A 23,442-nucleotide genomic window follows, 5' to 3' on the forward strand; every position below is an offset into this window, starting at 1 on the left:
TAGCGCTTGATGGTCCTGCAGGGGACAACGTAAACTGCTGCAGCCCACCAGCCTGCCCCAGCTCAAGGAGATTTTATGGCGCCCGTACTATTTGACATAGAACCGCTTCGCGAGGCCCTGGAGCGCGGCACTTTGGTGCTCACAGCAAACAACCGCCAGCGCAATCAAATCATGCGCGCCTACCATCAGTATCAGTCGCGGCAAAATGCGGCAAAAGCATGGCGCCAACCGCGCATTTTTAGCTTGCGGCAATGGACTGAGCAACAGTGGCAGGCCCTACTACTCAGCGGCAAAACAGAGATATCTGGCACCATCGCCAATAGCTGGCAGAGCTTGTCACTGTGGGAGCAGGTTATCGCAGCCAACAACACGGTGGGTCGCCTACTGCGCCAACGGGAGCTGGCCACCACCGCCGAATCCGCCCGCCAGAGCCTCGATGCCTGGTGCTGCCCCATGGAGGAGCTTGTCAGCGCCAGTGCTCACCGCCCTAATGCGGCAACCTTTATGAGCTGGTTAACCCAGTACCGCCAGATACTTGAGCGCCATCAATTGGTAAGCCAAGAGCAGGCGCAGCAGCTTTTGCTAACCGCGTTTATAAATAACGAGCTTCCCCCCGAGCAAGGCGCCCTACTCTATGGTTTTGATGAGTTAGCCCCGCTGGCGCAACGCTTACTGGCTGGTGCCCTGCCAGACGCCGAGCCTTTAAAAGCCCAGCAACATACTCAAACAATACCAGTGCGAGTCACACTTACCGATTTTGACGCCGAGGTGCGCGCCGCCGCTCACTGGGCCGATAACACTCTCGCAACCAACCCTGATGCTGTTATCGGTATCGTGGTGCCCAACCTTGGTCAGCAGCGCACCCGTGTCGAACGGATTTTTAAAGAAATATTCGAGCCTCTGGCATGCCAGCCTGGCAAAGCCCGCACAGTGGCGCCTTTTAATTTTTCTAGCGGCACGCCTCTGGGGGCAGCGCCGGTTATTCGCACCGCACTCGACTGGCTCGCTTTGGCACTGCATGCACAGCCGGTAGAACGGGTTTGCCGGCTGTTGGCTAATAACTTTTGGGGCGATTGCGCCCCCGAGCGGTCCCTGCGCGCGGCGCTTGCACAGCGTATTCGGCGCACCGGGCGACAAAAAATCAGTATCGCCAACTTACGCTATATGCTTGAGCAATTAACCCAACAGCATCCCGAGCTTGAGTCTGAATTATCACGTCGTTTGCAAATTGCCAGTGAGATCGAGCGTGAGCGGCATCATAAACACAGCCTACCGCAATGGCTCGATCGCACCATGGAGTATCTGGTGCAACTTGGCTGGCCCGGCACACGGCCCCTCGACAGTGTCGAATATCAACAAATCAAACAGTGGTATGAACTGCACGACGAGCTACTAAGTCTTAGTCAAGTGCAGCCGCTGTTTAGCTTATATGAAGTAACAGACCTACTGCGCCGCAGCGCCGACAAAACCCACTTCCAAGCGCAAACACCCGACTCGCCCATTCAAATTTTGGGGGCGCTTGAGGCCTCGGGGCTCAACTTTACCCACTGCTGGGTACTGGGCATGAATCACCGCGCCTGGCCGCCAGCGCCAGCGCCCAATCCGCTGCTACCAATCAACCTACAGCGCGACTGGCAAATGCCCAACGCCAGCGCCGAACGCGAACTTCTATACGCCGAGCGCTTAACCAACAACTTTAAACACTGCGCCACTCAGGTTGTATTTAGCCACGGCGCCAGTGCCGATGATCAACCGCTTAAACCCAGCAGCCTAATCGCCGGGCTCACAACCGTCGCACCTCAAGCACTGGGAATTGCAGGACAATCAATGCGCGCCGAACACTACCGCGCCCTGGTGGACTCGGCGCGACTTGAAGCGGTGGACTGCCGCCGCGGCCCTACGCTAACAGACCCCGCAGTACGCGGCGGCGCCGGTCTTTTTAAAGCCCAAGCCAGCTGTCCTTTTATCGCGTTTGCGCGTTTTCGGCTGGGTGCCCACAGCCCGAGCGAGCCTACGTTGGGGTTCTCTGCGATTGAGCGGGGTAACGTTTTACACGATGCGTTGGCCAGCGTCTGGCAGCAGTTGCAAAACTCAATCAACCTTGGTGCCACCACTGAGGACGAGTTGCAAACGCTGGTAACCAAGGCTTGCAGCGACGCGGTGAGCCGCACCGGTAAGGCGCGCGGCGCCGAGATTGGCGCTATGTTTCGCGATCTGGAAGCGGCGCGTTTAACGCAACTACTGCTACACTGGCTGAGCTTTGAGCGCGAGCGAGGGCCGTTTATTGCCCAGGAAATAGAAACCCAGCACACAATACGCTTTGCCGGGTTGGAGCTAACAGTTCGGGTCGACCGTATTGATCGGCTTGAGGGTGACGGTCAACTCATCATCGATTACAAAACCGGCCAGGTAAACACCGCCAGCTGGCGGGCCGATAATTTAAGCGATCCGCAGCTTCCTTTGTACGCCTGCACACTCGCCCCCGGGGGCGCCCAGGCAATCGCTTTTGCGCAAATAAATGCCGGTGATCAACGCTTTGCCGGGCTCGGTTACAACACTGCGGTCGACGGTATTAACGACGTCACCGACGAGCAATGGGCCGAGCAATTAGATGAATGGCAACAGCGCCTAACCGAGCTGGCCCAAGAGTTTCGCAGTGGCTGGGCATCAGTCGACTACCGCAACAAAAACGCCCGAGCCTACGATCAAGATTTTGAGGGGCTAACCCGCGCCGATGAGTTAGCGGACATATCCCACTGGCTTAAACACTCAGGAGTGTCGTTACCATGAGCGAATTGAGCCCCCCGCAAGCCAAACAGCCACGCGACGCACAGGTGCGGCAACAAGCGCTGGACCCGCATCAATCGTTTGCCGTTGCCGCGCCGGCGGGCTCCGGTAAAACCGGATTGTTGACGCACCGTATTCTCAAATTATTGCTAACGGTAGACGCTCCCGAAGAAGTACTGGCAATCACCTTTACCAATAAAGCCGCGAGCGAGATGCAAGAGCGCTTACTGGCCGCCCTAGAGCGCGCCGGCAGCGCGCAAGAACCCAGCAGTGAACACGAGCGCGCACTGTGGCACAGCGCCCGGGCCGTAATGCTGCGCGATCAACAACTTAACTGGCAGTTGCTGCATAACCCCAACCGGCTGCGGGTACAAACCATCGACGGGCTCTGCCGTTCGATTGCCTCACAGCTGCCGTTTGACAGTGAACTGGGCGCGATACCGCCAACCCTAGAAGACGCCGAAGCGGCTTATCGCGAAGCAGCGCAAATATTTTTACAATCGATTGAGCAAGACGTTAGTTACCGCGATGATTTAATTCACTTGTGTCGCCACCTCGATAACAATCTCGATAGTCTTCAAGGGCTATTTGTAGCCCTGCTGCAAAAGCGCGAGCAGTGGCTGGGCCCGGTGATTATGGCCTCCAGTGCCGAGGCGCGGCGATTTCTTGAGGCGACCTTAACCCAAGTCTGCGTCGAACACTTACAGCGCCTGCGCCGCACACTGCTACCCAACGCGAGCGAACTATGCTTATTGATCGACTGTGGCGCCAACTATTTAACCGAGCACAAGCCCGAGGCACCGCTCGGTGCACTGCGCGGCATCAAAGAGTTGCCAGCCGCAGATCCGAGCGCTTTGGCCGAGTGGCGCTTAATCGCCGATTTTTTATTAACGGGTAAAGGCGAGTGGCGCAAAACCATCAACGTCGCTCAAGGAATTCCGGCAGGCGCAGCAGGCAAGCCGCTAAAAGAGCGCTTTAAAACGCTAGTCGAGCAATTCGCCCTGGCACCGGATGCGCTGCAGCTGGTCAACGAGCTGCACACACTGCCCCCCAGCCAGTACCAAGAGGACGAGTGGCACCTGCTCGCCTGTCTGACTCGGCTGCTGCCTCAGCTGGCCGCTCAGTTATGGTTAAGTTTTGCCGAGCTGGGTGCGACGGATTTTACGCAAGTGACCCTGGCGGCACTGCAAGCGCTCGGAGACAGCGATGACCCAAGTGAGTTAGCGCTTAAACTGGATTATCAAATTAAGCACATTTTGGTTGACGAGTTTCAGGACACATCGCTGCCGCAACTGCATTTGCTTGAGAAGCTCACCGCCGGCTGGCAGGCGGACGATGGCCGCACTCTATTTATCGTCGGCGACGGCATGCAATCGTGCTACGGGTTTCGCAACGCCAACGTCGGGTTGTTTTTACAGGCGCGGCACGAAGGTATTGGCCAAGTACCACTCAACGCCGTTGATTTGGAGGTTAACTTTCGCTCCTATGGCGGTGTTGTCGAGTGGGTGAACAACACCTTCGAGCGCGCCTTTCCGGCCGCCGACGATATTTCTCGCGGCGCCGTAAGCTACACGCCTTCCAGCGCATTCAAACCCAACCAACCGGACGCCGCCGTTGCCGTCTATTTGAGCCCCTACGCCCCCAAGGCCGAGCAAGACGAGCCCGGCGCCCGAAGCTCGGAACAAGCCCGGCTTGACGAAGCCCGCGCCGCGGTGGAGCTGGTGCGGCAAGCGCAGATGCGCAACCCAAACGGCAGTATTGCCGTGTTAGGGCGCGGCCGCAGCCACCTACAACAAATTATCAGTGAGCTGGCAAGCGCCAACATTGCCTATCAGGCCAATGCCATTGACTCACTGGCAAGTCGGATGGTGATCCGCGATTTAACCTCCCTCACCCGTGCGCTGTTGCGCCCCGATGACCGAATTGCCTGGCTGGCTTTATTGCGCGCGCCCTGGTGCGGGTTAGACTTGCACGATTTACACATTTTAGCCCACGCACCCTGTGCCAAGTCTGGCCCGCGCGACGCCATGGAGCTGCCGTTTATTTGGCAACAAACGGTTAACGAGCAAGCGCTAACCGCTATGAGCAAAGATGGCCGCCACGCGCTGGAACGAGTCACCACGACACTCAATGCGGCCATGAATAACGCCGGCCGAATAAGCTTGCGCGAGTGGCTTTGGGGCGTGTGGACCGAGCTTGGCGGCCCCGCGGGGTTACTCAACCCGACCGATCACGAAGACGCCGAAGCATTCTTTACCTTGATCGACACGTTTGACTGTGCCGGCGGCATCGAAGATTGGGCGGGGTTTGACCGGGGCCTTAAGCGCTTGTTCGCCGCACCGATGGCAAGCGCAACAGAAGCTGCCGATGAGCAAAACCCAGTGCAGATTATGACTCTGCACAAATCCAAAGGGCTGGAGTTTGACACGGTGATTATCCCGGGGCTCGACCGCCCGACGCGTTCGGATGGCAAATCCCTACTGCTCTGGCGCGAGCGCTTATCAGCCGCTGGTGAGCCGCAACTGCTGTTAGGCCCGCTGGCCCCCGCCGGAGAAAATCACGGCGCCCTCTACCAACACCTAAAATACGAACAGCGCCAACAGGATGATTACGAGGCAACGCGGCTCTTGTATGTGGGCTGTACCCGCGCCATCGAGCGCCTCTATCTACTGGGCTGCGCCAGCCAAAAGACCGAAAAAGCACTCTCAGAAAGTACCCCGGGAGGTATGCTGCGGCACATTTGGCCACAGGTGGCCGAGACAGCCCTCACCGTAGACGAACTATTAACGAGCGCGGCGAGCACCACCGCCACCAGCAGCGCCGGCGAGTCTGGCATTATTCGCCGCCTGACCCACGATTGGTGTCCGCCGGTAGCGCAAGATAACCCTCGCCTGGCGCATCTGCGCGGGCGCGAATACACGGAGCAAGACAATATCCCCACCCGTGAGGCGCGCGCCAATACCACCGCGCGCCTTACCGGCACGGTCATCCACATGATTTACGATGCCCTGTCACAACACCCGCTACCGACCGCGGTTGCCGAGTACGTGCAAGCACAAGCGCCACGCTGGAAGCTTTTACTGCAGCATCACGGTGTTGGTATTGATAGCTTAGCCACCGCCCTTAATCGAGTTGAGCGCGCCGTGTACAATACGTTAAACAGCCCGGTGGGACGCTGGGTGCTGGAGCAGCACGAGCAGGCCACCAGCGAGGCCGGATACGTCAGCGCGCGGGGTAAAGCCTTTGCCCTTCAGGTTGTTGATCGCTCTTTTATGGCCGATGGCCGCCGCTGGATCATCGACTACAAAACCTCCGAGCCCGCTGCAGGCGAATGTACCGAGTCCTTTAAAACCGGCCTTATCGATGAATACCGCGAACAGTTAGAGCGCTACCGGGACTTGTTTGGCGACGCGCCAACCCCCGTAAAAATGGCGCTCTACTGTCCGTTTTTACCCAGCGACGAGCAACTTATTGAGGTTTCTATTAATAGCATGCAGTAGATTTATGCTATCTATCGGAGCGATAACAAAAAACATCCACAACTTCCACAAAAAGGTGAGAAGTTTCAGTACAATAGCGGCTCATAAGCCAAAAAGGGCGTAAAACGTCCTACTAACGACCACATATTTAATGACTGGAACGCTGATGTCTAATGCAACGCAAGATGCTGCCGTTGACGATCTAAACGTCGTCTCGCAAGAGCTGTTGATCTCACCGGCCGAACTCAAACGCGAGTTACCGCTGAGCGATCACGCCCGGCAGGTGATTACCGAAGGCCGTGAAACCATCCGCAACATCCTCGATCGTAAAGATCCGCGGATATTTGTGGTTATTGGCCCCTGCTCTATCCACGACGTAGAGGCCGCCAAAGACTATGCGGCGCGCCTGAAAAAGCTGGCAGAAGAAGTGAGCGACAGCATTTATGTGGTTATGCGCGTTTACTTTGAAAAACCCCGTACGACAGTCGGCTGGAAAGGTCTAATCAACGACCCTTACTTAAACGACTCGTTTAAGATTCAAGAGGGGTTGCACATCGGCCGCAAGCTACTGCTGGACATCACCGAGCTCGGGCTGCCCACCGCGACTGAAGCACTCGACCCGATTTCGCCCCAGTACCTGCACGATCTCATCAGCTGGTCAGCGATCGGGGCGCGCACCACGGAATCGCAAACCCACCGGGAAATGGCCAGTGGTTTATCGTCCGCTGTCGGCTTTAAAAATGGCACCGACGGTGGCTTAACGGTTGCGATCAACGCATTGCAGTCGGTATCTAACCCGCACCGTTTTTTGGGTATCAATACCGAAGGGCAAGTGTCGATTATTCACACCCGCGGCAACAGCTACGGCCACGTCGTATTGCGCGGTGGCAACGGCAAACCTAATTACGATTCCGTCAGTGTTGCCATGTGCGAAGAGGAGCTGGAAAAAGCGAAAGTCACACCCAATATTATGGTCGACTGCAGCCACGCCAACTCCAACAAAGACCACAATTTGCAGCCACTGGTAATGGAAAACGTTGCCAACCAAATCGTCGAGGGCAATAAGTCGATTATCGGCTTGATGGTCGAGAGCAATATCGGCGCTGGCAATCAAAAGATTCCCGAGGATTTGAGCATGCTTGAGTACGGCGTATCCGTTACCGATGCCTGCATTGACTGGGAAGCAACCGAAAAAGCTTTGCGCGATATGCGCGATAAAATTAAACCTGTACTCGCAAATCGCAATAACTAATAGCGCGGGTTACCCGAGCCAAACGTAAAAAGCCCCGCACAAGCGGGGCTTTTTACTGATAAGTTAGGTACTGATTACCCCTCTTCACCGCCGACTAATAATCCCAGGCGACCCCAACACTGATCGTGTAATCGTCCTGCTCTGGAATAATGCCGTTTTCATCGGCTTGCGGTTTGTCGGTATAGTTCCAGTCATAACTTAACGTCAATTCCAGTCGGTCGGTTAAATCGACGTTAAGCCCAGTTTCGATATAATGCTTGTAGTTACCGGTAGCGTTGTTCGTAAACTGGGGCTGATACTTTAATGTGTAGGTTATGTCGCCGGTAATATCATATTCGAGCTGTGTATCGGCCAGCAGCGCTGGTGTTTCTTCGGTTTTATCCGAGCCCGCCGGAGCCGTCGTGTACTCGAGGTACTGATAACCGGGACCACCACTGACCGTCCAGGTGACACGATCACTGTCGGCGATATAGTAACCGATAAAAACACCGACGGTTGCCCGGTGCTCAATGTTCTGAAAACGATCGCGAAAGTATTCTACATACCCCGGCGTCCAATAAGTACGTGGACTGATAAAAACATCGTAGCGACTGTTGGCCCGATGGCTTTCTTCAGTACGGACACCTTGCACCTCGGTTGTGCCAGCGTCATAAGAAAACGCAAACCGCGAGCGCGCCGAACGCCGGGTTAAATCGACATCGGTATCAAAAGAGCGCTCATCAACATTACCGCCCTTAACACTGCCGGCAAAGCCGATGCGAAACTGCCATAAATCGAGCTCATGCTCACCACTGGCGGACATAGAGACGATAGCGCTGCGCGAGTACTGACTCTTGACCGGCCCGGCAAAGGCCAAGGTTTTTTGATCGATTTTAACCGGCCCAATCACCGTATCACCCGACTCTAATCGAATGCTCATGCTTTGCGACGACAGCACTCGTGCAACATCATCCCAATCAATACTCAGATCGTCCAATTGGTCGGAGTCAAAGTCCAGCACCTGATCGTACAGGCCGATGATTTCACCCTTAAGCCACTCGCCAGAGGTAAACTGAATCCAGTCCCACCCATCGAGGTACTCCGGCGCTTTGGGCCATTTGGTCGGGTTTTTATTGACACTCGCCGCCGGCGCTATTGGTGAGGTTTGCGGCGCAGTATTGGTGGGGTTTACGGCTGCAGGCTCGGCACTTAGCACCGGATTAGACAACACCAGCGCCGTGACCGCGAATAATGAGAGGCGCCTTACGTTATCGCCCATGATATGAATAGCACAAAAAAATAACTGTTTGGGGCAGGTGTCCATTGCCATTACCCTAAATCTGAATTAATCCGCGAATCGCTTGGTTGCTAGGGCAAGACGAGCGACTCGCTGGCCGATCAATAATATGCCTGTGTGCGATCCGTATGGTCGGTGATATCACGAATCCCTTTAAGCTCGGGCAACTTCTCCATTAAAGCTACCTCAACGCCATTTTTCAAGGTCATATCAACGGCGCTACACCCCTGACAACCGCCGCCAAAGCGCAAAATAGCGTAGCTGTCATCGGTGATCTCGACCAAACTAACCTCACCACCGTGGGCCGCCAAGCCAGGGTTCACTTCATTATAGAGCACATAATTGATGCGATCCTCAAGCGGACTATCATCGGTCACTTGAGGCATTTTTGAGTTGGGAGCACGAATCGTAAGTTGGCCGCCCATACGATCAGCCGCATAGTCGACCTTGGCATCTTTCAGATACGGCAAACTACGCTCTTCAAAGAAAGCCTTAAAGGCATCCAGCTCAACGGTTACATCACCCTCTTTCACCTCACCCGGACGGCAGTAGGCGATACAAGTTTCAGCTTGTGGCGTGCCCGGATTGGCAACAAACATACGAATGCCAATATCGGCATTGTCTTCTTGCTTGTCGAGCAGTTCTTTAAGGTAGGTCTGTGCGGATTCGGTAATTTCTACATTGGCCATAACGGACTGTACTACACCTGTTGTATACCTGATTAATTTACTCAGGTATTTTACCCCATCTGACCGCCAAATAAAAACACTCGCCCGCAAAGAAACAAACCAAGCTCTCGCCTGCAAGATTAGAAATCACTTAACCTTTAGCGCCTACTGCGTTGTTTTTGGCTGTTTTTATCCAGGTATGAGCCTGGTAATTTTACGGGATCGTCAAGCTCATGACGGCCGCGTTGCATCGCATCACTAAATGCCGCTGCCATAATACCGGTGGGCATTGCCACCATTGCGACACTGGCAAGTGCAGACAGCGCTGCGAACAGGCGACCGAGCTGTGTTACCGGGTACACATCACCATAGCCCACGGTGGTAAAAGTGATAATGGCCCACCACATGGCGCGGGGGATACTGCCAAAGGCCTCGGGCTGAACATCCTTTTCTACCCAATAGAGCATAATAGAGGCAAGCACAATCATCATCGCGGCCACCACCACACTGATCGACAACTCATAGCGTCGCGAGACGATCGCCGCGAGCAAATAATGCACCGAACGGGAGAGCTTGCCAAACTGGGCTAACCGTGCGATTCGCAGCAGGCGAACAAACCGCAGCATTAACGATTCAGTCCCCACAACACCAACCAACAAAGGCAGCACGGCAACAAGGTCAATCAAGGCAGCGGGTGTCACTAGATAGCGTAAGCGCCCGGCCAGCGGATGCCGGTAACGACCGTCCTCGACGCAAACCCAGACCCTGAGCAAGTACTCCAGCATAAATACCGAGCTAAACGCCACCTCGAGCACCCGTATCAATTGCTCCTGCCCATCGCTAATGCTCGGCTCTGTCTCCAGAATTGCACCGATAAACGATAACAAGATCAATATACAGAGCACCCAATTCACCGGCGACAGACCGTAGCCCCATGCGGCGGGCTCTAACTGAACATGAAGCCGATGGCGCAGCGACTTGCGTACCATGCCCTACTCCTTGATGCTTTTACCTTATTGGCCGTTATGTTTAAAAAGGGCATTCGACACGGCCACAGACCGTCGAGCCGTCATCAGGACTCACAAACTCTAGCTCCGCCGCGTGTAGCAGCAAGCGTGGCGCTGCCGCACGGATAGCGTCGGGCGCATAGAACTGGCACCCCAAAATGGGGTGGCCAATAGCGCTGAGGTGCACCCGAAGCTGATGCGAGCGACCTGTCACTGGGTACAACGCCACTCGGCTCGTATCAGTGACCGAATCGTAACTAAGCCTATGGTAACGCGTTAGCGAAGGTTTACCCGTTTGCTCGCAGACTTTATAGCGCGGACGATTTTGCTTGTCCGGCGCGATGGCCAGCGCAATTTCGCCATCCTCCGATGGCAGCTCCCCACTCACCACAGCTATGTAGGTTTTACGCGTCTCACGCTGCTCAAACTGACGGGCAATGGCGGCGTGTGCCCGCTTGTGGCGAGCGACCACCATAACCCCCGAGGTATCAAAATCGAGACGATGCACCATGGAGGCATTGACGTACTCCAGCTGCAGGCGTGCCAATACACAATCGTAATTGGCCCGGTTGCGCCCGGGCACACTCAGCAGGCCAGCGGGCTTAGCCACTAAGACAAAGCCTTCCTCCTCGCGCAGGATGTCGACAGGCTCACTGCATTTAGGCAGCACAGCTAAGTGATCAATTGGGCTATTCATACATGGGTTGACCGGTCGGGGGCAAAAGCGAGTAGTATACGGGTTGATGCCCACCAAGGTAACTCTTGAGGTGAACTCGACACATGAACTCAAAAGACAGCGACACCCGCAAGCCCACCTCTAAGCTGAGTGTCTTTCAGGTTATTATTAGCACGTTGGCAGCTGCGGTGGGAGTGCAAAGCAGCCGTAACCGCGAGCGCGACTTTAGCGGCAACAACCTGTTCACCTATGTCGCCGCAGGGCTGATATTTACCGCTGTGTTTGTCGCCGGGTTAATTATGTGGGTACAGCACTTATTGGCAAGCAGCTGATGTAAGGGTCCCTTCCGCGCAGCTAATCCAAGTTGCGCCACAGATGCGTGGTATCTACATCGCCAGCGCGTAACAGCTTCTGTAAGTTGCCTTTAAAAGCCCTCACCTCGGTCGCCGGCAGGTGACTAAGAAAGCTAGCTTGATGCGCTCGCGCGCGCTCATCAATCGCCGGCATTTTAGCGCTGCCATACTCGGTCAAGGTCACTCGCACGCTGCGTCGATCACCGTCGTCATGGGTGCGCAATATTAGCGTTTTCTCCGCCAGACGATCCAGCAGCCGGGTAATCGCCGAGCGATCAATACCCAGACAATCGGCCAGCTGAGCCGGGGTCTGTGCGTTGTTATGGTAAAGGCAATTAAGAATCATCCACTGAGGCCAGCTAACCCCAGCATCTTTTAGCGCAAGATTAAAACTCTCACGCATTAAGCTCGCCAAGCGACTAATCCAGTAAGTGTAGCTGCCGTGCAGCTCAAAGCTCTGGGGCATGGTTCTACTCAGTTGATACCGGCGATAAGACGCGAGCAAGCGCTAAGCACAAACAACATCGAGTACCCACAGAGCACTGACCGATAATTGGGAAGGAGCTAGACCCGCCAACCGATAGCGCAAAGTGCATACCCGATAAAATTGCCCGCTGCTGCGGCTGCAATGGAGCTACAACAAAGCGTTAAAACAGCTTACTGCCCGCTAATCCAAAATATACAGGTGGCGACAAAAATGGCTATCAGTGAAACCGCCGCTATGGCATCCGCTACGCTATCACCTTGATCTTGCATTTCGATTTGGTCATTCATTATTTTTATTCTCCCGTCAAAGGTTGCCGTTAGCACCTTAGTTTTTAGGTCGTGGTTTATGGAGAGCACGCCAGATTTGCAACCGCCAAATCTGTATTTGTGCTAGTGGCCCACTTAAACTCTAAGGTTTAAGTTTAGACATAAGGCCCAGCAATCCATGCGTTACCGTTCCCATCATGCTCACTCTCTTATACATAAAACCATTAGACTCTGCAACCCCTAGCCCGCTGTTATAACCAAATGATTTTGGCTTAGACATAACTATTCGTTTGAATCTAAAGGGCAAATTGTTATGGTGCCGCCTCTGGGGCCTTACATCTCGCGATCTGCGAGGTTTTCGTGTATCCTTGCGCGCCTGCCAGATCTGAGGATTGACCTCACATTCTCTCTACGTAGACGGTAAACGATTTATGTATATTTACGACGAGTATGATCACGCGATCTTAAAACAGCGTGTCGCCCAGTTTCGGGATCAGACCGAACGCTATCTTGAGGGCTCGTTATCAGAACAGCAATTTCTGCCGCTGCGCCTGCAAAACGGCCTGTATATTCAGCGCTTAGCGCCAATGCTGCGAATTAACGTGCCTTACGGCATGCTCAACACCGTTCAGCTGCGCCGTTTGGCCCGCATTGCCCGCGATTACGACAAAGGCTATTGCCACGTCAGTACCCGCCAAAACATCCAGTACAACTGGCCTGCCCTTGAGCAAGTGCCAGATATTCTGCACGAACTGTCCGAGGTCGAAATGCACGGCACGCAATCTAGCGGCAACTGCATTCGCAATATCACCTCGGATCAGTTTGCTGGCATTGCCCCCGACGAAGTGGTCGACCCGCGCCCTTACTGCGAAATCATCCGTCAGTGGTCCAGCTTTCACCCTGAGTTTGCGTTTTTGCCGCGCAAATTTAAAATTGCCATCTCTGGCTCTGAGAGCGATCGTGCCGCCATTGCGGTGCATGATATTGGCCTCCAGCTGGTTAAAAACGACGCCGGTGATATTGGCTTTAAAGTACTTGTAGGCGGCGGCTTGGGTCGCACCCCGGTCATCGGTAGCGTTATCCGTGAATTTTTACCAGAAACCCATATCCTGACCTACCTAGAGGCCATTTTGCGGGTATACAACCTGCACGGCCGTCGAGACAACAAATACAAGGCACGGATTAAAATTTTAGTGCGCGCCATGAAACCTGAAGTATTTGCCGAAGCTGTCGAGCAAGAGTGGGCGCACCTAAAAGATGCTCCAAGCACCTTGCGCGCCGAAGACATCAGCCGCGCTAAAGGTTACTTTACCGAACCGGCCTACGAGGCGCTGGATGACAATGCCGCTCAAGCGGCTCTGGGTTCACAAAAGGCCGATAACATCGCGTTCGGGAAATGGCTGGAGCGCAACGTTCGCGCCCATCGCGTGCCCGGCTACGCTGCGGTAACACTATCACTGAAGCCCACCGGTATCGCGCCTGGCGATATTACCGACACTCAGCTGGAGACCATCGCCGATCTCGCTGATCGATACAGCTTTAGTGAGGTGCGCACCACCCACGAGCAAAATATCGTGCTAGCCGATGTGAAAAAGTCAGATCTGTTCACTTTATGGCAAGCTGCCAAAACGGCAGGCTTTGCCACGCCAAACATTGGCACCCTGACCGACATCATCTGCTGCCCCGGCGGTGATTTCTGCTCGCTGGCCAACGCCAAGTCGATCCCCATTGCCGAGGCGATTCAGCGCCAGTTTAGCGATTTGGACTACGTGTACGATCTGGGCGAGCTCGATGTCAACATCTCGGGCTGCATGAATGCCTGCGGCCATCACCACGTGGGTCATATTGGCGTGCTCGGCGTCGACAAAAAAGGCGAAGAGTTTTATCAAGTCATGCTTGGCGGTAACGCTGGCAACAACGCGTCACTGGCCAAGGTGCTGGGGCCCGCATTTGACGCCGATCAAATGCCCGAGGTTGTGCAAAACGTAGTCAACGTCTACCTCGAGCACCGCACCGATGAAGAACTCTTTATCGATACCTACAACCGCATCGGTCTTACGCCATTTAAGGAGCGCGTCTATGCCAAAGCTAGTTAAAGATGGCGTTATTGTCGACGATCAGTGGCAAGTGCTGCCCAAGCCCGAAAGTGATGCGAGCACCAGCGTCCCCGCCGGACAATGGCTTGTCCCGTTAACGGTTTGGCTAGCGCAGCGAGATGCCCTACAAGCCCGCACCGACATAGGGGTATGGCTCGACAGCGACGAAACGGCTGAGCAAATTGGCGCAGACGCCAACAGCCTGCCGGTTATTGCGGTTAACTTTCCAAGCTTTATGGACGGCCGGGCATTCTCAACCGCGCGTCTGTTGCGTGAGCGCTTTGGCTTTACCGGTGAACTGCGTGCTATTGGTGATTTTATGCGCGACCAGCTTTGCTATTTGAGTCGCTGCGGCGTCAATGCCTTTCAGTTTGCCGACGATCAAGTCGACCTACATCAAGCGATAAAATCTTTGGATGACTTTACCGAGTTTTATCAAGCCGGTGTCGACCAACCCATCCCGCTGTTTCGACGTCGCACCGCATAACCAGCACTAACGACCCACAAAAAAGCCCCGAACCTCGGGGCTTTTTTGTGGCTGCATTGAGAGTAACGACTGCTTGTTTACTAGTTAGCCGGCCCACTATGAAAGCGGAATTCGGCATCCACTTCTTGCACCAAACGCTTTTCTCGCGTCAAAAACAACTCGACCCTGTCATTTATTGAGTCGCCTTCTGCGGCTTTTTGAGCGAGCTTTAAATAGTCTTTAAAGTGACGCGTCTCTGACTTAAGCAGTGACAAATAAAACTTTTGCAGCTCCTCATCTAAGTGCGGCGCCAGCTTGGCAAAACGCTCGCAAGAGCGCGCCTCGATAATCGCCCCTACGATAAGAGTATCCACTAAACGAGCCGGCTCGTGGGTGCGAACCGGTTTGCGCAACTCGGCGGCGTACCGAGCAGCCGAGATCTGCTCATAGGCAATACCGCGGCTCTGCATAATCGCAATGACTTGCTCAAAGTGGCGCAACTCTTCGCGAGCTAGGCGCGACATCTTATTCAGTAACTCAAAATCATCCACATAACGATACATTAAGTTCAGCGCGGTAGATGCGGCCTTTTTTTCGCAGTTTGCATGATCGAGCAGCAACAAATCTGGATTGGCAAGCGCCCCCGCTATCCAGCTATCCGGTGTTTCACACAACAAAAAATCGTTAATCGCCTGTAAATCATTCATAAAACAACCTTGCTTACCCGGGCAAACCCGGTGCAATGTAACGCTCGTAATAAGCGCAAGACAGTGCGTAAAAATCTTTATCGATATCGTCGCGAATAACCGTCAGCGGGCAGTCGCGCCACTCTCGACGCAATGCAAGACCATAATCCGGTAGCGATGAAATCTGGCTGGCGCCGGCGCGCAGCAAATCAAACACCCAGCATTGCGGCGTTTGCTCGGGCTTAAACTGGATTTGCTGGTGTTGAATTTGGGTCAACAGAAGCGCCTGATCAATCACCTCAATCCGGTTGTCGACCACTTGCGTCAGATAGCTCTCTAGTCGCTGGGCGATAATACGACGCTGCTCTTCGCCATAGGCATTCCAGTGAATAACCTCATGAGAAAAGCGTTTGCACCCACGGCAAACAGCGTCACCAATGCCGGTTGAGCAAATGCCGACACAAGGTGTTTTAACGGGTTTAAATACAGCCATGTCAGTCCGGTACGATGAATCGGGCCAGTATTTTACACGGTTAAAGAGGCTGGTGCGCGCACCGCGGCAAAGATACTACCACGGCGCGCGTTGTCAGTTAGTACGGCAAGCCGGCAACATCCAGCTCAATAGACCAGAGCGCACCGGCACCGGTCAGATACAGGGTTTTGCCATTTTCGCCACCAAAGGCACCATTGGTGATGTTGGCGTCAACATGGATGACGGCGATCTCATCGCCCTCGGGGGTAACAACCCGCACCCGTTGCTTGGTATGCTCGGTGATGTAGATGTTTCCCAAACAGTCGATTGCCATACCGTCGGGCACCGTAACGTCAGCCAGTAAAGTCTGCCCAGAACCCGCCTCGCCATTGTCGAGCGGATAAGCCCGCACAAAGCCATTTTCGCCTCCACCGGCGACATACAGCGTTTGCTCGTCGGGCGACAGCGAGATGCCGTTAGGGTTAGCAATAGTGTCATCAACAACACTGACTTGCCCCTGTGCATCTACGCGATAAACCCGCGTCGAGTCTTGGCCACCGGGCGCTGCTGCGCGCTGAAAATCAGGGTCGGTAAAATAAATATCCCCCCGGGCACTCATCGTTAGATCGTTCGGGGAGTTAAAAGCCTGGCCTTGATACTGGCTCGCCAACTCCTGGCGCTGACCATCCTTCAGGTTAAACCTCGCGACCGCTTTGTACTTGTGGGTGCCGGCAATAAGCTGGTTGGCATTATCGATTGCCAACCCATTGGTACCAGCATCGGCCAGCACCACCGCAACTTCTTGGCCATCGTAGCTTAATACGTTGGATGGAAAACCAGCACCAAAGCCAAAGCGCGAAAACAACAGCTTATCGCCCACCCATACTGGCCCTTCGTATAAGCCAGGCGCACTAAAATTCGCCGCCTCTATCCGGGTGGCCTCAAGCGTACCTTTGGGCGCCTGGTATTCCCCAGCGGCGCAGTAAGTGTCCGACCTCACCGGCTGAACATCGCTAACATCGTGTGTGGTCGACTGCGCACAGGCAGTGACTGACAAGGCAAAACCTAGACTAACTAATGACTTTTGCATGGGCATCTCGTGGCTCGGTACGGGAGAGGTTTAATCGCTTGGCTGATTAACTTATAAGCGTATTCATGTTTTTCGGCATCTTAGCAGAAATGATTGCGTTACCATAGCGCATTTGCCGGCAGCTCATTTACTCGCAGCAGTTAACAGTCTGGGCGTCATGCTGTATAATTCGCGCCCGATTCGCCCTGTTGAGGGCACCTCATCCATGTGGGTCATGGATAGCCTCCAAAGCAGCGATCCTGCTAGCGGAGTACATCAAATTAAAACCAGAGGATCACAATCGTGCTTGAAGCCTACCGCAAACATGTTGCAGAACGCGCAGCAGAAGGAGTTCCACCTAAACCATTAAACGCTGAACAGGTTGCAGGCCTGGTCGAGCTATTAAAGAACCCACCCGCGGGTGAAGAGGATTTTCTGCTAGAGCTGATCACTGATCGTGTTCCCCCCGGTGTCGATGAAGCAGCCTATGTGAAAGCGGCATTTCTCAGCGCCTTGGTTGACGGCGAAGCACAATCGCCGCTGATTGATCGCGCTCACGCCGTTAAATTGCTGGGCATGATGCACGGTGGTTACAACATCGAAACCTTGGTTAAACTGTTAGACGACAACGAACTAGCGCCACTGGCGGCCGTTGAGTTGAAGCACACCCTATTAATGTTTGACGCCTTCCACGACGTGGAAGAAAAAGCCAAAGCAGGCAACGACATTGCCAAAGACGTGATCCAATCTTGGGCCGATGCTGAGTGGTTTACCGGTCGTAAAAAAGTCCCCGAGAGCACCAAGCTCACCGTTTTTAAAGTCACGGGCGAAACCAACACCGACGACTTATCTCCTGCGCAAGATGCGTGGTCACGCCCTGACATCCCACTGCATGCACGCGCCATGTACAAAATGAGTCGCGACGGTATCACCCCCGAAGACGAAGGCAATGTCGGCCCAATCAAGCAAATTGATGAACTGTTGGCCAAGGGCAACCCGCTGGCGTTTGTCGGCGACGTCGTCGGCACCGGCTCTTCGCGCAAATCAGCCACCAACTCAGTGCTGTGGTATATCGGTGAAGACATTCCCGGCGTACCCAATAAGCGCACCGGCGGTGTTTGTATTGGCGGCAAAGTAGCGCCTATTTTTTACAACACGATGGAAGATGCGGGTGCTCTGGTATTTGAGGCGCCGGTAGACGATTTAAACACCGGCGATGTCATTGACGTTCGCCCCTACGAGGGCAAGATCCTCAACGCCGAAACCGGCGAGGTGATTTGCGAGTTTAACCTTAAGTCAGAAGTGCTATTGGACGAAGTGCAAGCCGGCGGCCGGATTCCGCTGATCGTGGGACGCGGTTTAACCAGTAAGGCACGCACCTCACTAGGCCTCGACGCTGGCGATATGTTCCGTCTGCCCGAGCAACCTGCCGACTCTGGCAAAGGCTATACACTTGCGCAAAAAATGGTAGGCAAAGCGTGCGGCACCGCCGGTGTACGCCCTGGCACTTACTGCGAACCACAAATGACCACTGTTGGCTCGCAAGACACCACCGGCCCAATGACTCGCGACGAGTTAAAAGACTTGGCCTGCCTTGGTTTCTCGGCCGACTTAACCATGCAGTCTTTTTGTCACACCGCCGCTTACCCCAAGCCCGTCGACATTGAAACCCAGCACACCCTACCCGACTTTATTATGAATCGTGGTGGCGTGTCTTTGCGTCCAGCTGACGGCATCATCCACAGCTGGCTAAACCGTATGCTGTTGCCCGACACCGTGGGTACCGGCGGCGATTCACACACCCGCTTCCCGCTGGGCATTTCGTTCCCGGCAGGTTCTGGCTTGGTGGCGTTTGCCGCCGCTACCGGGGTCATGCCGCTGGATATGCCAGAGTCGGTACTGGTGCGCTTTAAAGGCGAAATGCAGCCGGGCATCACCCTGCGTGACCTGGTTAATGCGATTCCGCTGTACGCCATCAAAGACGGCCTACTCACCGTCGACAAAAAAGGCAAAAAGAATATCTTCTCGGGCCGCGTCCTAGAAGTTGAAGGCCTGCCAAATTTAAAAGTCGAGCAAGCCTTTGAGATCTCCGACGCCTCCGCCGAGCGCTCGGCGGCAGGCTGTACCATCAAGCTTGGCGAAGAACCCATCATCGAATACCTAAAATCCAACGTTGTGATGCTGCGCTGGATGATCGAACAAGGCTATGGCGATGTTCGCACACTGGAGCGTCGAGCCCAAAAGATGGAAGACTGGCTGGCCAACCCTGAACTAATGGAAGCCGACCCCGATGCCGAGTACGCAGCGGTAATCGAGATTGATCTGGCCGACATCAAAGAGCCTATTTTGGCCTGCCCGAACGATCCGGACGATGTGAAAACCTTGGCCGAAGTACAAGACACCAAGATCGATGAAGTGTTTATCGGCTCTTGCATGACTAACATCGGTCACTTCCGCGCCGCCGGTAAATTGTTAGACGCCTCTAAAGACGAGCTGGCAACCCGCTTGTGGATCGCGCCACCAACCAAAATGGACGAGCACCAACTGATGGAAGAAGGTTACTTCAACATCTTTGGCCGCAAAGGGGCGCGCACAGAAATGCCTGGCTGTTCATTGTGCATGGGGAACCAAGCACGGGTAGCGCCCGGCTCAACGGTGGTTTCTACTTCGACCCGCAACTTCCCTAACCGCTTAGGCCAGGGCGCCAACGTTTACTTGGCATCGGCCGAGCTGGCAGCGGTAGCGGCCATTATTGGCAAGATCCCCAATAAAGAAGAGTACCTAAGCTACACCAGCGATCTTAATAGCATGAGCGCGGATATTTACCGTTACCTCAACTTTAACGAGATCGAGCAATACCAAAAAGCCGCGGACGAAGGCAAGCGTATCGCCGCAGTAGAAATTCAAAACGTTGCGGTTTAATCCCGCGACTTTTTGAGCAAAAAGCCCACCAAAAGGTGGGCTTTTTTGTGTATGCAGATAAATAAGGAAGCCAGCAATGCGTAAAGAACCCAGCATTCTTATTACCGGGTGCTCGAGTGGCATCGGTTACTATTGCGCCAAAGCACTGCAGCAAGACGGCTGGTACGTTATTGCCAGCTGTCGCAAACAGGCCGACGTATTAAAGTTGCAAGCCGAAGGCTTAACATGCGTCCAACTGGATGTATCCAGTACCGAGAGCATAACCGCCGGGCTCAGCAAGACACTGGAGCTTACCGGCGGCACCTTAGATGCGCTGTTTAACAATGGGGCTTACGGCCAACCAGGCGCCGTGGAGGACTTAACGCGAGACACCCTGCGCCAACAGTTTGAAACTAATTTTTTTGGCTGGTGCGAGCTAACCAATGCTGTGCTAAAAATAATGCACAAACAACAATCCGGTCGCATTATTCACAATAGTTCAGTCTTGGGGTTTGCCGCGATGCCCTTTCGGGGTGCTTACAACGCCAGCAAGTTTGCACTAGAAGGCATCACCGATACCTTACGCCTAGAATTGGCCGATACCAACATCAACATATGCTTGATCGAGCCCGGCCCCATTAGCAGTGAGTTTCGCGCTAATGCACTGCGCGCACTGGATGCCAATGTCGACATCAACAGCAGTCGCTTTGGGTTTCAGTACGCTTCGGCCATTGCACGTCTCAGTAAGCCTGGCCCCGCATCACGTTTCACACTGGGCCCTGACGCCGTCTATAAAAAACTACAGCATGCCTTAACCGCCAAAACACCAAAAGCACGCTATTATGTCACCTTTCCCACTCATTTAATGGGCACGCTTAAGCGCTTTTTAAGTACGCGAGCGATGGACAGAATATTGGGGCGAATTAAAAGTTAGGAACCGCATTTATGCAATACAAAAAGATTACTCTACCGGCCAACAAATCGATTGCTCTGGTCGCGCACGACAATAAAAAACCCGATATTATTCGCTGGTGTGAAAAACATCAGTCGGACCTCGCCCACCACAAGCTATATGCCACCGGAACCACTGGCACAGTGATTAATGCCGCAACCGGGCTTGAGATTGAACGCTTAATTAGTGGCCCGCTGGGGGGCGACCAACAGGTAGGCTCGTTGATTACCGAGGGAAAAGTCGACTTTTTGATTTTCTTCTGGGACCCGTTTGAGCCCATGCCTCACGACCCGGATGTTAAAGCGTTGCTGCGCATCGCGGCGGTGTGGAATATCCCCGTGGCCTGCAACCCCATCAGCGCCGACTTTATGGTGGCATCCCCTTTGTTTAACAGCGAGTTTGAACGCAACGTGCCCGACTACGAAGGCTACATGAAAGCTCGCGCCACGATAAAATAACCCCTCGTTTACACCACAAAAAAGGCCCGCATCGGACGATGCGGGCCTTTTGAGTCATCAAGCCATTGCTCGATTAATGGCTAAGCTCCAGCAACAGTTTATTCAACCGCTGAACATACGCGGCAGGGTCGCTTAGGTGACTACCTTCAGCCAAGTTTGCCTGGTCAAACAACACTTTACTCAAATCGGCAAAGCGGTCTTCATCCTGCTCTTGATCCAGCTTTTGTACCAACGGGTGGTCGGGGTTCACCTCAAAGATTGGCTTAGACTCGGGTACCGCTTGACCGGCAGACTCAAGCAAGCGACGCATTTGGGCACCCATCTCATGCTCGGGAACCACCACACAGGCGGGCGAATCAGTTAGGCGGTGCGTCAAACGAACCTCCGCCACCTCATCGCCAAGCGCTGTTTTAACACGCTCCAGCAAAGGCTTAAGAGCTTCTGCAACTTTTTCTTGAGCCTCTTTGTCTTCAGCGGTATCCAGCTCGCCTAAATCTAGCTCACCTTTACCCACATCCTGTAAGGTTTTGCCATCAAACTCGGCCAAATGGCTCATCAACCACTCATCGACCCGATCCGAAAGCAACAATACTTCGATGCCTTTTTTACGGAACACTTCAAGGTGCGGGCTGTTTTTAGCCGTGTTGTGGTTTTCCGCGGCAATATAGTAAATCTTGTCTTGCCCAGCCTGCATGCGGCCGATGTAGTCATCCAGTGACTGATCTTGGGTCGAGGTGTTATTCAAAGTCGTGGCAAAGCGCAGTAGTTTGGCAATTTTTTCGCGATTCGCAAAATCTTCTGCTGGCCCCTCTTTGAGAACCTCACCAAATTCATTCCAGAAGCTGGCGTATTCTTCTGGTTTATTTTTGGCAAGCTTACTCAGCATATCCAAAACACGCTTGGTTAACGCCGTGCGCATACTATCGATGTTAGGGTCTTTTTGCAGAATTTCGCGAGAAACGTTCAACGACAGATCGTTCGAATCAACGACACCCTTCACAAAGCGCAGGTATAGCGGCAAAAACTGCTCGGCGTCATCCATAATAAAGGTGCGCTGCACGTAAAGTTTTAAGCCTCGGGCACCCTCGCGATTGTATAAATCAAACGGGGCTTTCGCCGGCACATAGAGCAAGCTGGTGTAGTCGAGGTTACCTTCGACGCGGTTGTGGCTCCAGGTTAACGGATCGGCAAAGTCGTGACTCACATGCTTATAAAACTCTTTGTACTCTTCTTCGCTGACATCCGAGCGCGAACGTGTCCAAAGTGCTTTAGCCGTGTTCACCACCTCGTCTTCGGGCTCTGGTGGCTCCTCGCCCTCCTCTGCCGGGGCCTGCTTTTGCATCACCACGGGAATGGCAATATGGTCCGAGTACTTTTTGATGATGGAGCGCAAGCGCCAGTCATCGGCAAACTCTGCCGCATCGTCTTTTAAATGTAACTCAATGCTTGTGCCACGCTCGGCCCGCTCGATGGTTTCAATATCAAACTCGGCCTCACCGTCACACTCCCAGCGAACACCTTGATCGGTGGGTGTGCCCGCTTTACGGGTGGTCACGACCACTTTATCAGCAACAATAAAAGATGAATAAAAGCCCACACCAAACTGGCCAATTAACTGGGCATCTTTTTTCTCATCACCCGTTAGGTTCTGCATAAAGGCGGCAGTGCCCGATTTCGCGATCGTACCTAAGTTTTCGATCACATCCTCGCGCCCCATACCTATACCATTATCGCTAATGGTGATGATTTTGGCGTCACTATCAACACTAATTCGAACCTGGAGGTCGCTATCGCCTTCGTACAGACTATCGTCTTTTACCGCGGCAAAACGCAGCTTATCAGCGGCATCTGAGGCATTGGAAACCAGTTCACGGAGAAAAATCTCACGGTTTGAGTAAAGCGAGTGAATCATCAGATGCAAAAGCTGCTTGGCTTCGGTCTGAAAGCCTCGAGTTTCTTTTTGCGCTTCTACGGTCATGGGGTACGACTCCTGTATACAAAATAACCAGCCGCACAAGTGAGCGGCACTGTTCAGTTCAGGTTCAGTAACTGGGGGCTATTTTGTGCTTTTCAAGCGGAGCGCAAAAAATT

The 23,442-nt window shown here is 53.9% G+C and carries 18 protein-coding genes; 9 read left to right on the top strand and 9 right to left on the bottom strand.

Annotated elements, in window-relative coordinates:
- The first annotated feature begins 75 nt into the window (after positions 1 to 75).
- The 3 genes from ACGHAD_RS09735 to ACGHAD_RS09745 all read left to right on the top strand — a co-directional run bounded on the left by ACGHAD_RS09735 (position 76) and on the right by ACGHAD_RS09745 (position 7,518).
- A complete protein-coding gene (locus ACGHAD_RS09735) occupies positions 76 to 2,790 on the top strand; it encodes a PD-(D/E)XK nuclease family protein (RefSeq protein ID WP_382415362.1) in 2,715 nt (904 codons plus the stop codon).
- Positions 2,787 to 6,287, top strand: a complete 3,501-nt coding sequence (locus ACGHAD_RS09740; RefSeq protein WP_382415360.1) for a UvrD-helicase domain-containing protein — start codon at positions 2,787 to 2,789, stop codon at positions 6,285 to 6,287. The genes ACGHAD_RS09735 and ACGHAD_RS09740 overlap by 4 nt, the downstream gene beginning before the upstream one ends.
- A gap of 145 nt (positions 6,288 to 6,432) precedes the next feature.
- Entirely contained in the window at positions 6,433 to 7,518 is a 1,086-nt protein-coding gene (locus tag ACGHAD_RS09745; RefSeq protein ID WP_382415358.1) for a 3-deoxy-7-phosphoheptulonate synthase, read from the top strand.
- A gap of 94 nt (positions 7,519 to 7,612) precedes the next feature.
- Here the strand turns inward: ACGHAD_RS09745 and ACGHAD_RS09750 are convergent, their stop codons facing one another.
- From ACGHAD_RS09750 to ACGHAD_RS09765, 4 genes are all read right to left on the bottom strand, one after another.
- Positions 7,613 to 8,827 carry a YdiY family protein gene (locus ACGHAD_RS09750; protein WP_382415356.1) on the bottom strand — a complete coding sequence of 405 codons (1,215 nt, stop codon included), beginning with the start codon at positions 8,825 to 8,827 and terminating at the stop codon, positions 7,613 to 7,615.
- A gap of 68 nt (positions 8,828 to 8,895) precedes the next feature.
- Positions 8,896 to 9,483: a Fe-S biogenesis protein NfuA gene (nfuA, locus tag ACGHAD_RS09755; protein ID WP_339615049.1), complete on the bottom strand. Its 588-nt coding sequence runs from the start codon at positions 9,481 to 9,483 to the stop codon at positions 8,896 to 8,898.
- 137 nt (positions 9,484 to 9,620) lie between these two features.
- The gene (locus tag ACGHAD_RS09760) at positions 9,621 to 10,451 is read right to left on the bottom strand and encodes an ion transporter (RefSeq protein WP_382415354.1); all 831 of its coding nucleotides are present in this window, start codon (positions 10,449 to 10,451) and stop codon (positions 9,621 to 9,623) included.
- Between the two features lie 40 nt (positions 10,452 to 10,491).
- The gene (locus ACGHAD_RS09765; RefSeq protein WP_382415352.1) at positions 10,492 to 11,166 is read right to left on the bottom strand and encodes an RluA family pseudouridine synthase; all 675 of its coding nucleotides are present in this window, start codon (positions 11,164 to 11,166) and stop codon (positions 10,492 to 10,494) included.
- A gap of 83 nt (positions 11,167 to 11,249) precedes the next feature.
- On the opposite strand from ACGHAD_RS09765, the gene ACGHAD_RS09770 reads away from it, so the two are divergent.
- The gene (locus ACGHAD_RS09770) at positions 11,250 to 11,477 is read left to right on the top strand and encodes a DUF2970 domain-containing protein (protein ID WP_382415350.1); all 228 of its coding nucleotides are present in this window, start codon (positions 11,250 to 11,252) and stop codon (positions 11,475 to 11,477) included.
- Between the two features lie 22 nt (positions 11,478 to 11,499).
- Here the strand turns inward: ACGHAD_RS09770 and ACGHAD_RS09775 are convergent, their stop codons facing one another.
- The gene (locus ACGHAD_RS09775; protein WP_382415348.1) at positions 11,500 to 11,964 is read right to left on the bottom strand and encodes a MarR family winged helix-turn-helix transcriptional regulator; all 465 of its coding nucleotides are present in this window, start codon (positions 11,962 to 11,964) and stop codon (positions 11,500 to 11,502) included.
- A 718-nt stretch (positions 11,965 to 12,682) separates the two neighbouring features.
- Here ACGHAD_RS09775 and ACGHAD_RS09780 point away from each other — a divergent pair.
- Positions 12,683 to 14,347, top strand: a complete 1,665-nt coding sequence (locus ACGHAD_RS09780) for a nitrite/sulfite reductase (protein WP_382415346.1) — start codon at positions 12,683 to 12,685, stop codon at positions 14,345 to 14,347.
- Positions 14,331 to 14,834 (top strand): DUF934 domain-containing protein, encoded by a 504-nt coding sequence (locus ACGHAD_RS09785; RefSeq protein ID WP_339615043.1) that lies wholly within the window; start codon positions 14,331 to 14,333, stop codon positions 14,832 to 14,834. Before ACGHAD_RS09780 ends, ACGHAD_RS09785 begins: the two co-directional genes overlap by 17 nt.
- A gap of 80 nt (positions 14,835 to 14,914) precedes the next feature.
- Here ACGHAD_RS09785 and ACGHAD_RS09790 read toward each other — a convergent pair whose 3' ends face one another.
- From ACGHAD_RS09790 to ACGHAD_RS09800, 3 genes are all read right to left on the bottom strand, one after another.
- Complete coding sequence (locus tag ACGHAD_RS09790; RefSeq protein ID WP_382415344.1) at positions 14,915 to 15,520, bottom strand: tRNA-(ms[2]io[6]A)-hydroxylase; 606 nt, start codon at positions 15,518 to 15,520, stop codon at positions 14,915 to 14,917.
- Positions 15,521 to 15,533: 13 nt separating this feature from the next.
- Positions 15,534 to 15,992, bottom strand: a complete 459-nt coding sequence (locus ACGHAD_RS09795) for a DUF1289 domain-containing protein (RefSeq protein ID WP_339615041.1) — start codon at positions 15,990 to 15,992, stop codon at positions 15,534 to 15,536.
- 97 nt (positions 15,993 to 16,089) lie between these two features.
- Positions 16,090 to 17,061 (bottom strand): SMP-30/gluconolactonase/LRE family protein, encoded by a 972-nt coding sequence (locus tag ACGHAD_RS09800; RefSeq protein WP_382415342.1) that lies wholly within the window; start codon positions 17,059 to 17,061, stop codon positions 16,090 to 16,092.
- A 282-nt stretch (positions 17,062 to 17,343) separates the two neighbouring features.
- Between ACGHAD_RS09800 and acnB the strand changes: the two genes are divergently transcribed.
- The 3 genes from acnB (at position 17,344) to ACGHAD_RS09815 (ending at position 21,351) form a co-directional block, all read left to right on the top strand.
- The gene (gene acnB / locus ACGHAD_RS09805) at positions 17,344 to 19,962 is read left to right on the top strand and encodes a bifunctional aconitate hydratase 2/2-methylisocitrate dehydratase (protein ID WP_382415340.1); all 2,619 of its coding nucleotides are present in this window, start codon (positions 17,344 to 17,346) and stop codon (positions 19,960 to 19,962) included.
- A 76-nt stretch (positions 19,963 to 20,038) separates the two neighbouring features.
- On the top strand, positions 20,039 to 20,875 hold the full coding sequence (locus ACGHAD_RS09810) for an SDR family oxidoreductase (protein ID WP_382415338.1): 837 nt from the start codon (positions 20,039 to 20,041) through the stop codon (positions 20,873 to 20,875).
- An 11-nt stretch (positions 20,876 to 20,886) separates the two neighbouring features.
- The gene (locus tag ACGHAD_RS09815; protein WP_339615037.1) at positions 20,887 to 21,351 is read left to right on the top strand and encodes a methylglyoxal synthase; all 465 of its coding nucleotides are present in this window, start codon (positions 20,887 to 20,889) and stop codon (positions 21,349 to 21,351) included.
- A 73-nt stretch (positions 21,352 to 21,424) separates the two neighbouring features.
- On the opposite strand, the gene htpG is transcribed toward ACGHAD_RS09815, so the two are convergent.
- Positions 21,425 to 23,329, bottom strand: coding sequence for a molecular chaperone HtpG (gene htpG / locus ACGHAD_RS09820; RefSeq protein WP_339615036.1), 1,905 nt, complete (start codon positions 23,327 to 23,329; stop codon positions 21,425 to 21,427).
- Positions 23,330 to 23,442: the final 113 nt, after the last annotated feature.

The organism is Gilvimarinus japonicus (genome assembly GCF_042847215.1).
Lineage (GTDB): Bacteria > Pseudomonadota > Gammaproteobacteria > Pseudomonadales > Cellvibrionaceae > Gilvimarinus > Gilvimarinus japonicus.

Coding starts and splice junctions, on each gene's coding strand:
- ACGHAD_RS09735 (WP_382415362.1), top strand. CDS start 76: ATGGCGCCCGTACTATTTGACATAGAACCGCTTCGCGAGGCCCTGGAG.
- ACGHAD_RS09740 (WP_382415360.1), top strand. CDS start 2,787: ATGAGCGAATTGAGCCCCCCGCAAGCCAAACAGCCACGCGACGCACAG.
- ACGHAD_RS09745 (WP_382415358.1), top strand. CDS start 6,433: ATGTCTAATGCAACGCAAGATGCTGCCGTTGACGATCTAAACGTCGTC.
- ACGHAD_RS09750 (WP_382415356.1), bottom strand. CDS start 8,827: ATGGCAATGGACACCTGCCCCAAACAGTTATTTTTTTGTGCTATTCAT.
- nfuA (WP_339615049.1), bottom strand. CDS start 9,483: ATGGCCAATGTAGAAATTACCGAATCCGCACAGACCTACCTTAAAGAA.
- ACGHAD_RS09760 (WP_382415354.1), bottom strand. CDS start 10,451: ATGGTACGCAAGTCGCTGCGCCATCGGCTTCATGTTCAGTTAGAGCCC.
- ACGHAD_RS09765 (WP_382415352.1), bottom strand. CDS start 11,166: ATGAATAGCCCAATTGATCACTTAGCTGTGCTGCCTAAATGCAGTGAG.
- ACGHAD_RS09770 (WP_382415350.1), top strand. CDS start 11,250: ATGAACTCAAAAGACAGCGACACCCGCAAGCCCACCTCTAAGCTGAGT.
- ACGHAD_RS09775 (WP_382415348.1), bottom strand. CDS start 11,964: ATGCCCCAGAGCTTTGAGCTGCACGGCAGCTACACTTACTGGATTAGT.
- ACGHAD_RS09780 (WP_382415346.1), top strand. CDS start 12,683: ATGTATATTTACGACGAGTATGATCACGCGATCTTAAAACAGCGTGTC.
- ACGHAD_RS09785 (WP_339615043.1), top strand. CDS start 14,331: ATGCCAAAGCTAGTTAAAGATGGCGTTATTGTCGACGATCAGTGGCAA.
- ACGHAD_RS09790 (WP_382415344.1), bottom strand. CDS start 15,520: ATGAATGATTTACAGGCGATTAACGATTTTTTGTTGTGTGAAACACCG.
- ACGHAD_RS09795 (WP_339615041.1), bottom strand. CDS start 15,992: ATGGCTGTATTTAAACCCGTTAAAACACCTTGTGTCGGCATTTGCTCA.
- ACGHAD_RS09800 (WP_382415342.1), bottom strand. CDS start 17,061: ATGCAAAAGTCATTAGTTAGTCTAGGTTTTGCCTTGTCAGTCACTGCC.
- ACGHAD_RS09810 (WP_382415338.1), top strand. CDS start 20,039: ATGCGTAAAGAACCCAGCATTCTTATTACCGGGTGCTCGAGTGGCATC.
- ACGHAD_RS09815 (WP_339615037.1), top strand. CDS start 20,887: ATGCAATACAAAAAGATTACTCTACCGGCCAACAAATCGATTGCTCTG.
- htpG (WP_339615036.1), bottom strand. CDS start 23,329: ATGACCGTAGAAGCGCAAAAAGAAACTCGAGGCTTTCAGACCGAAGCC.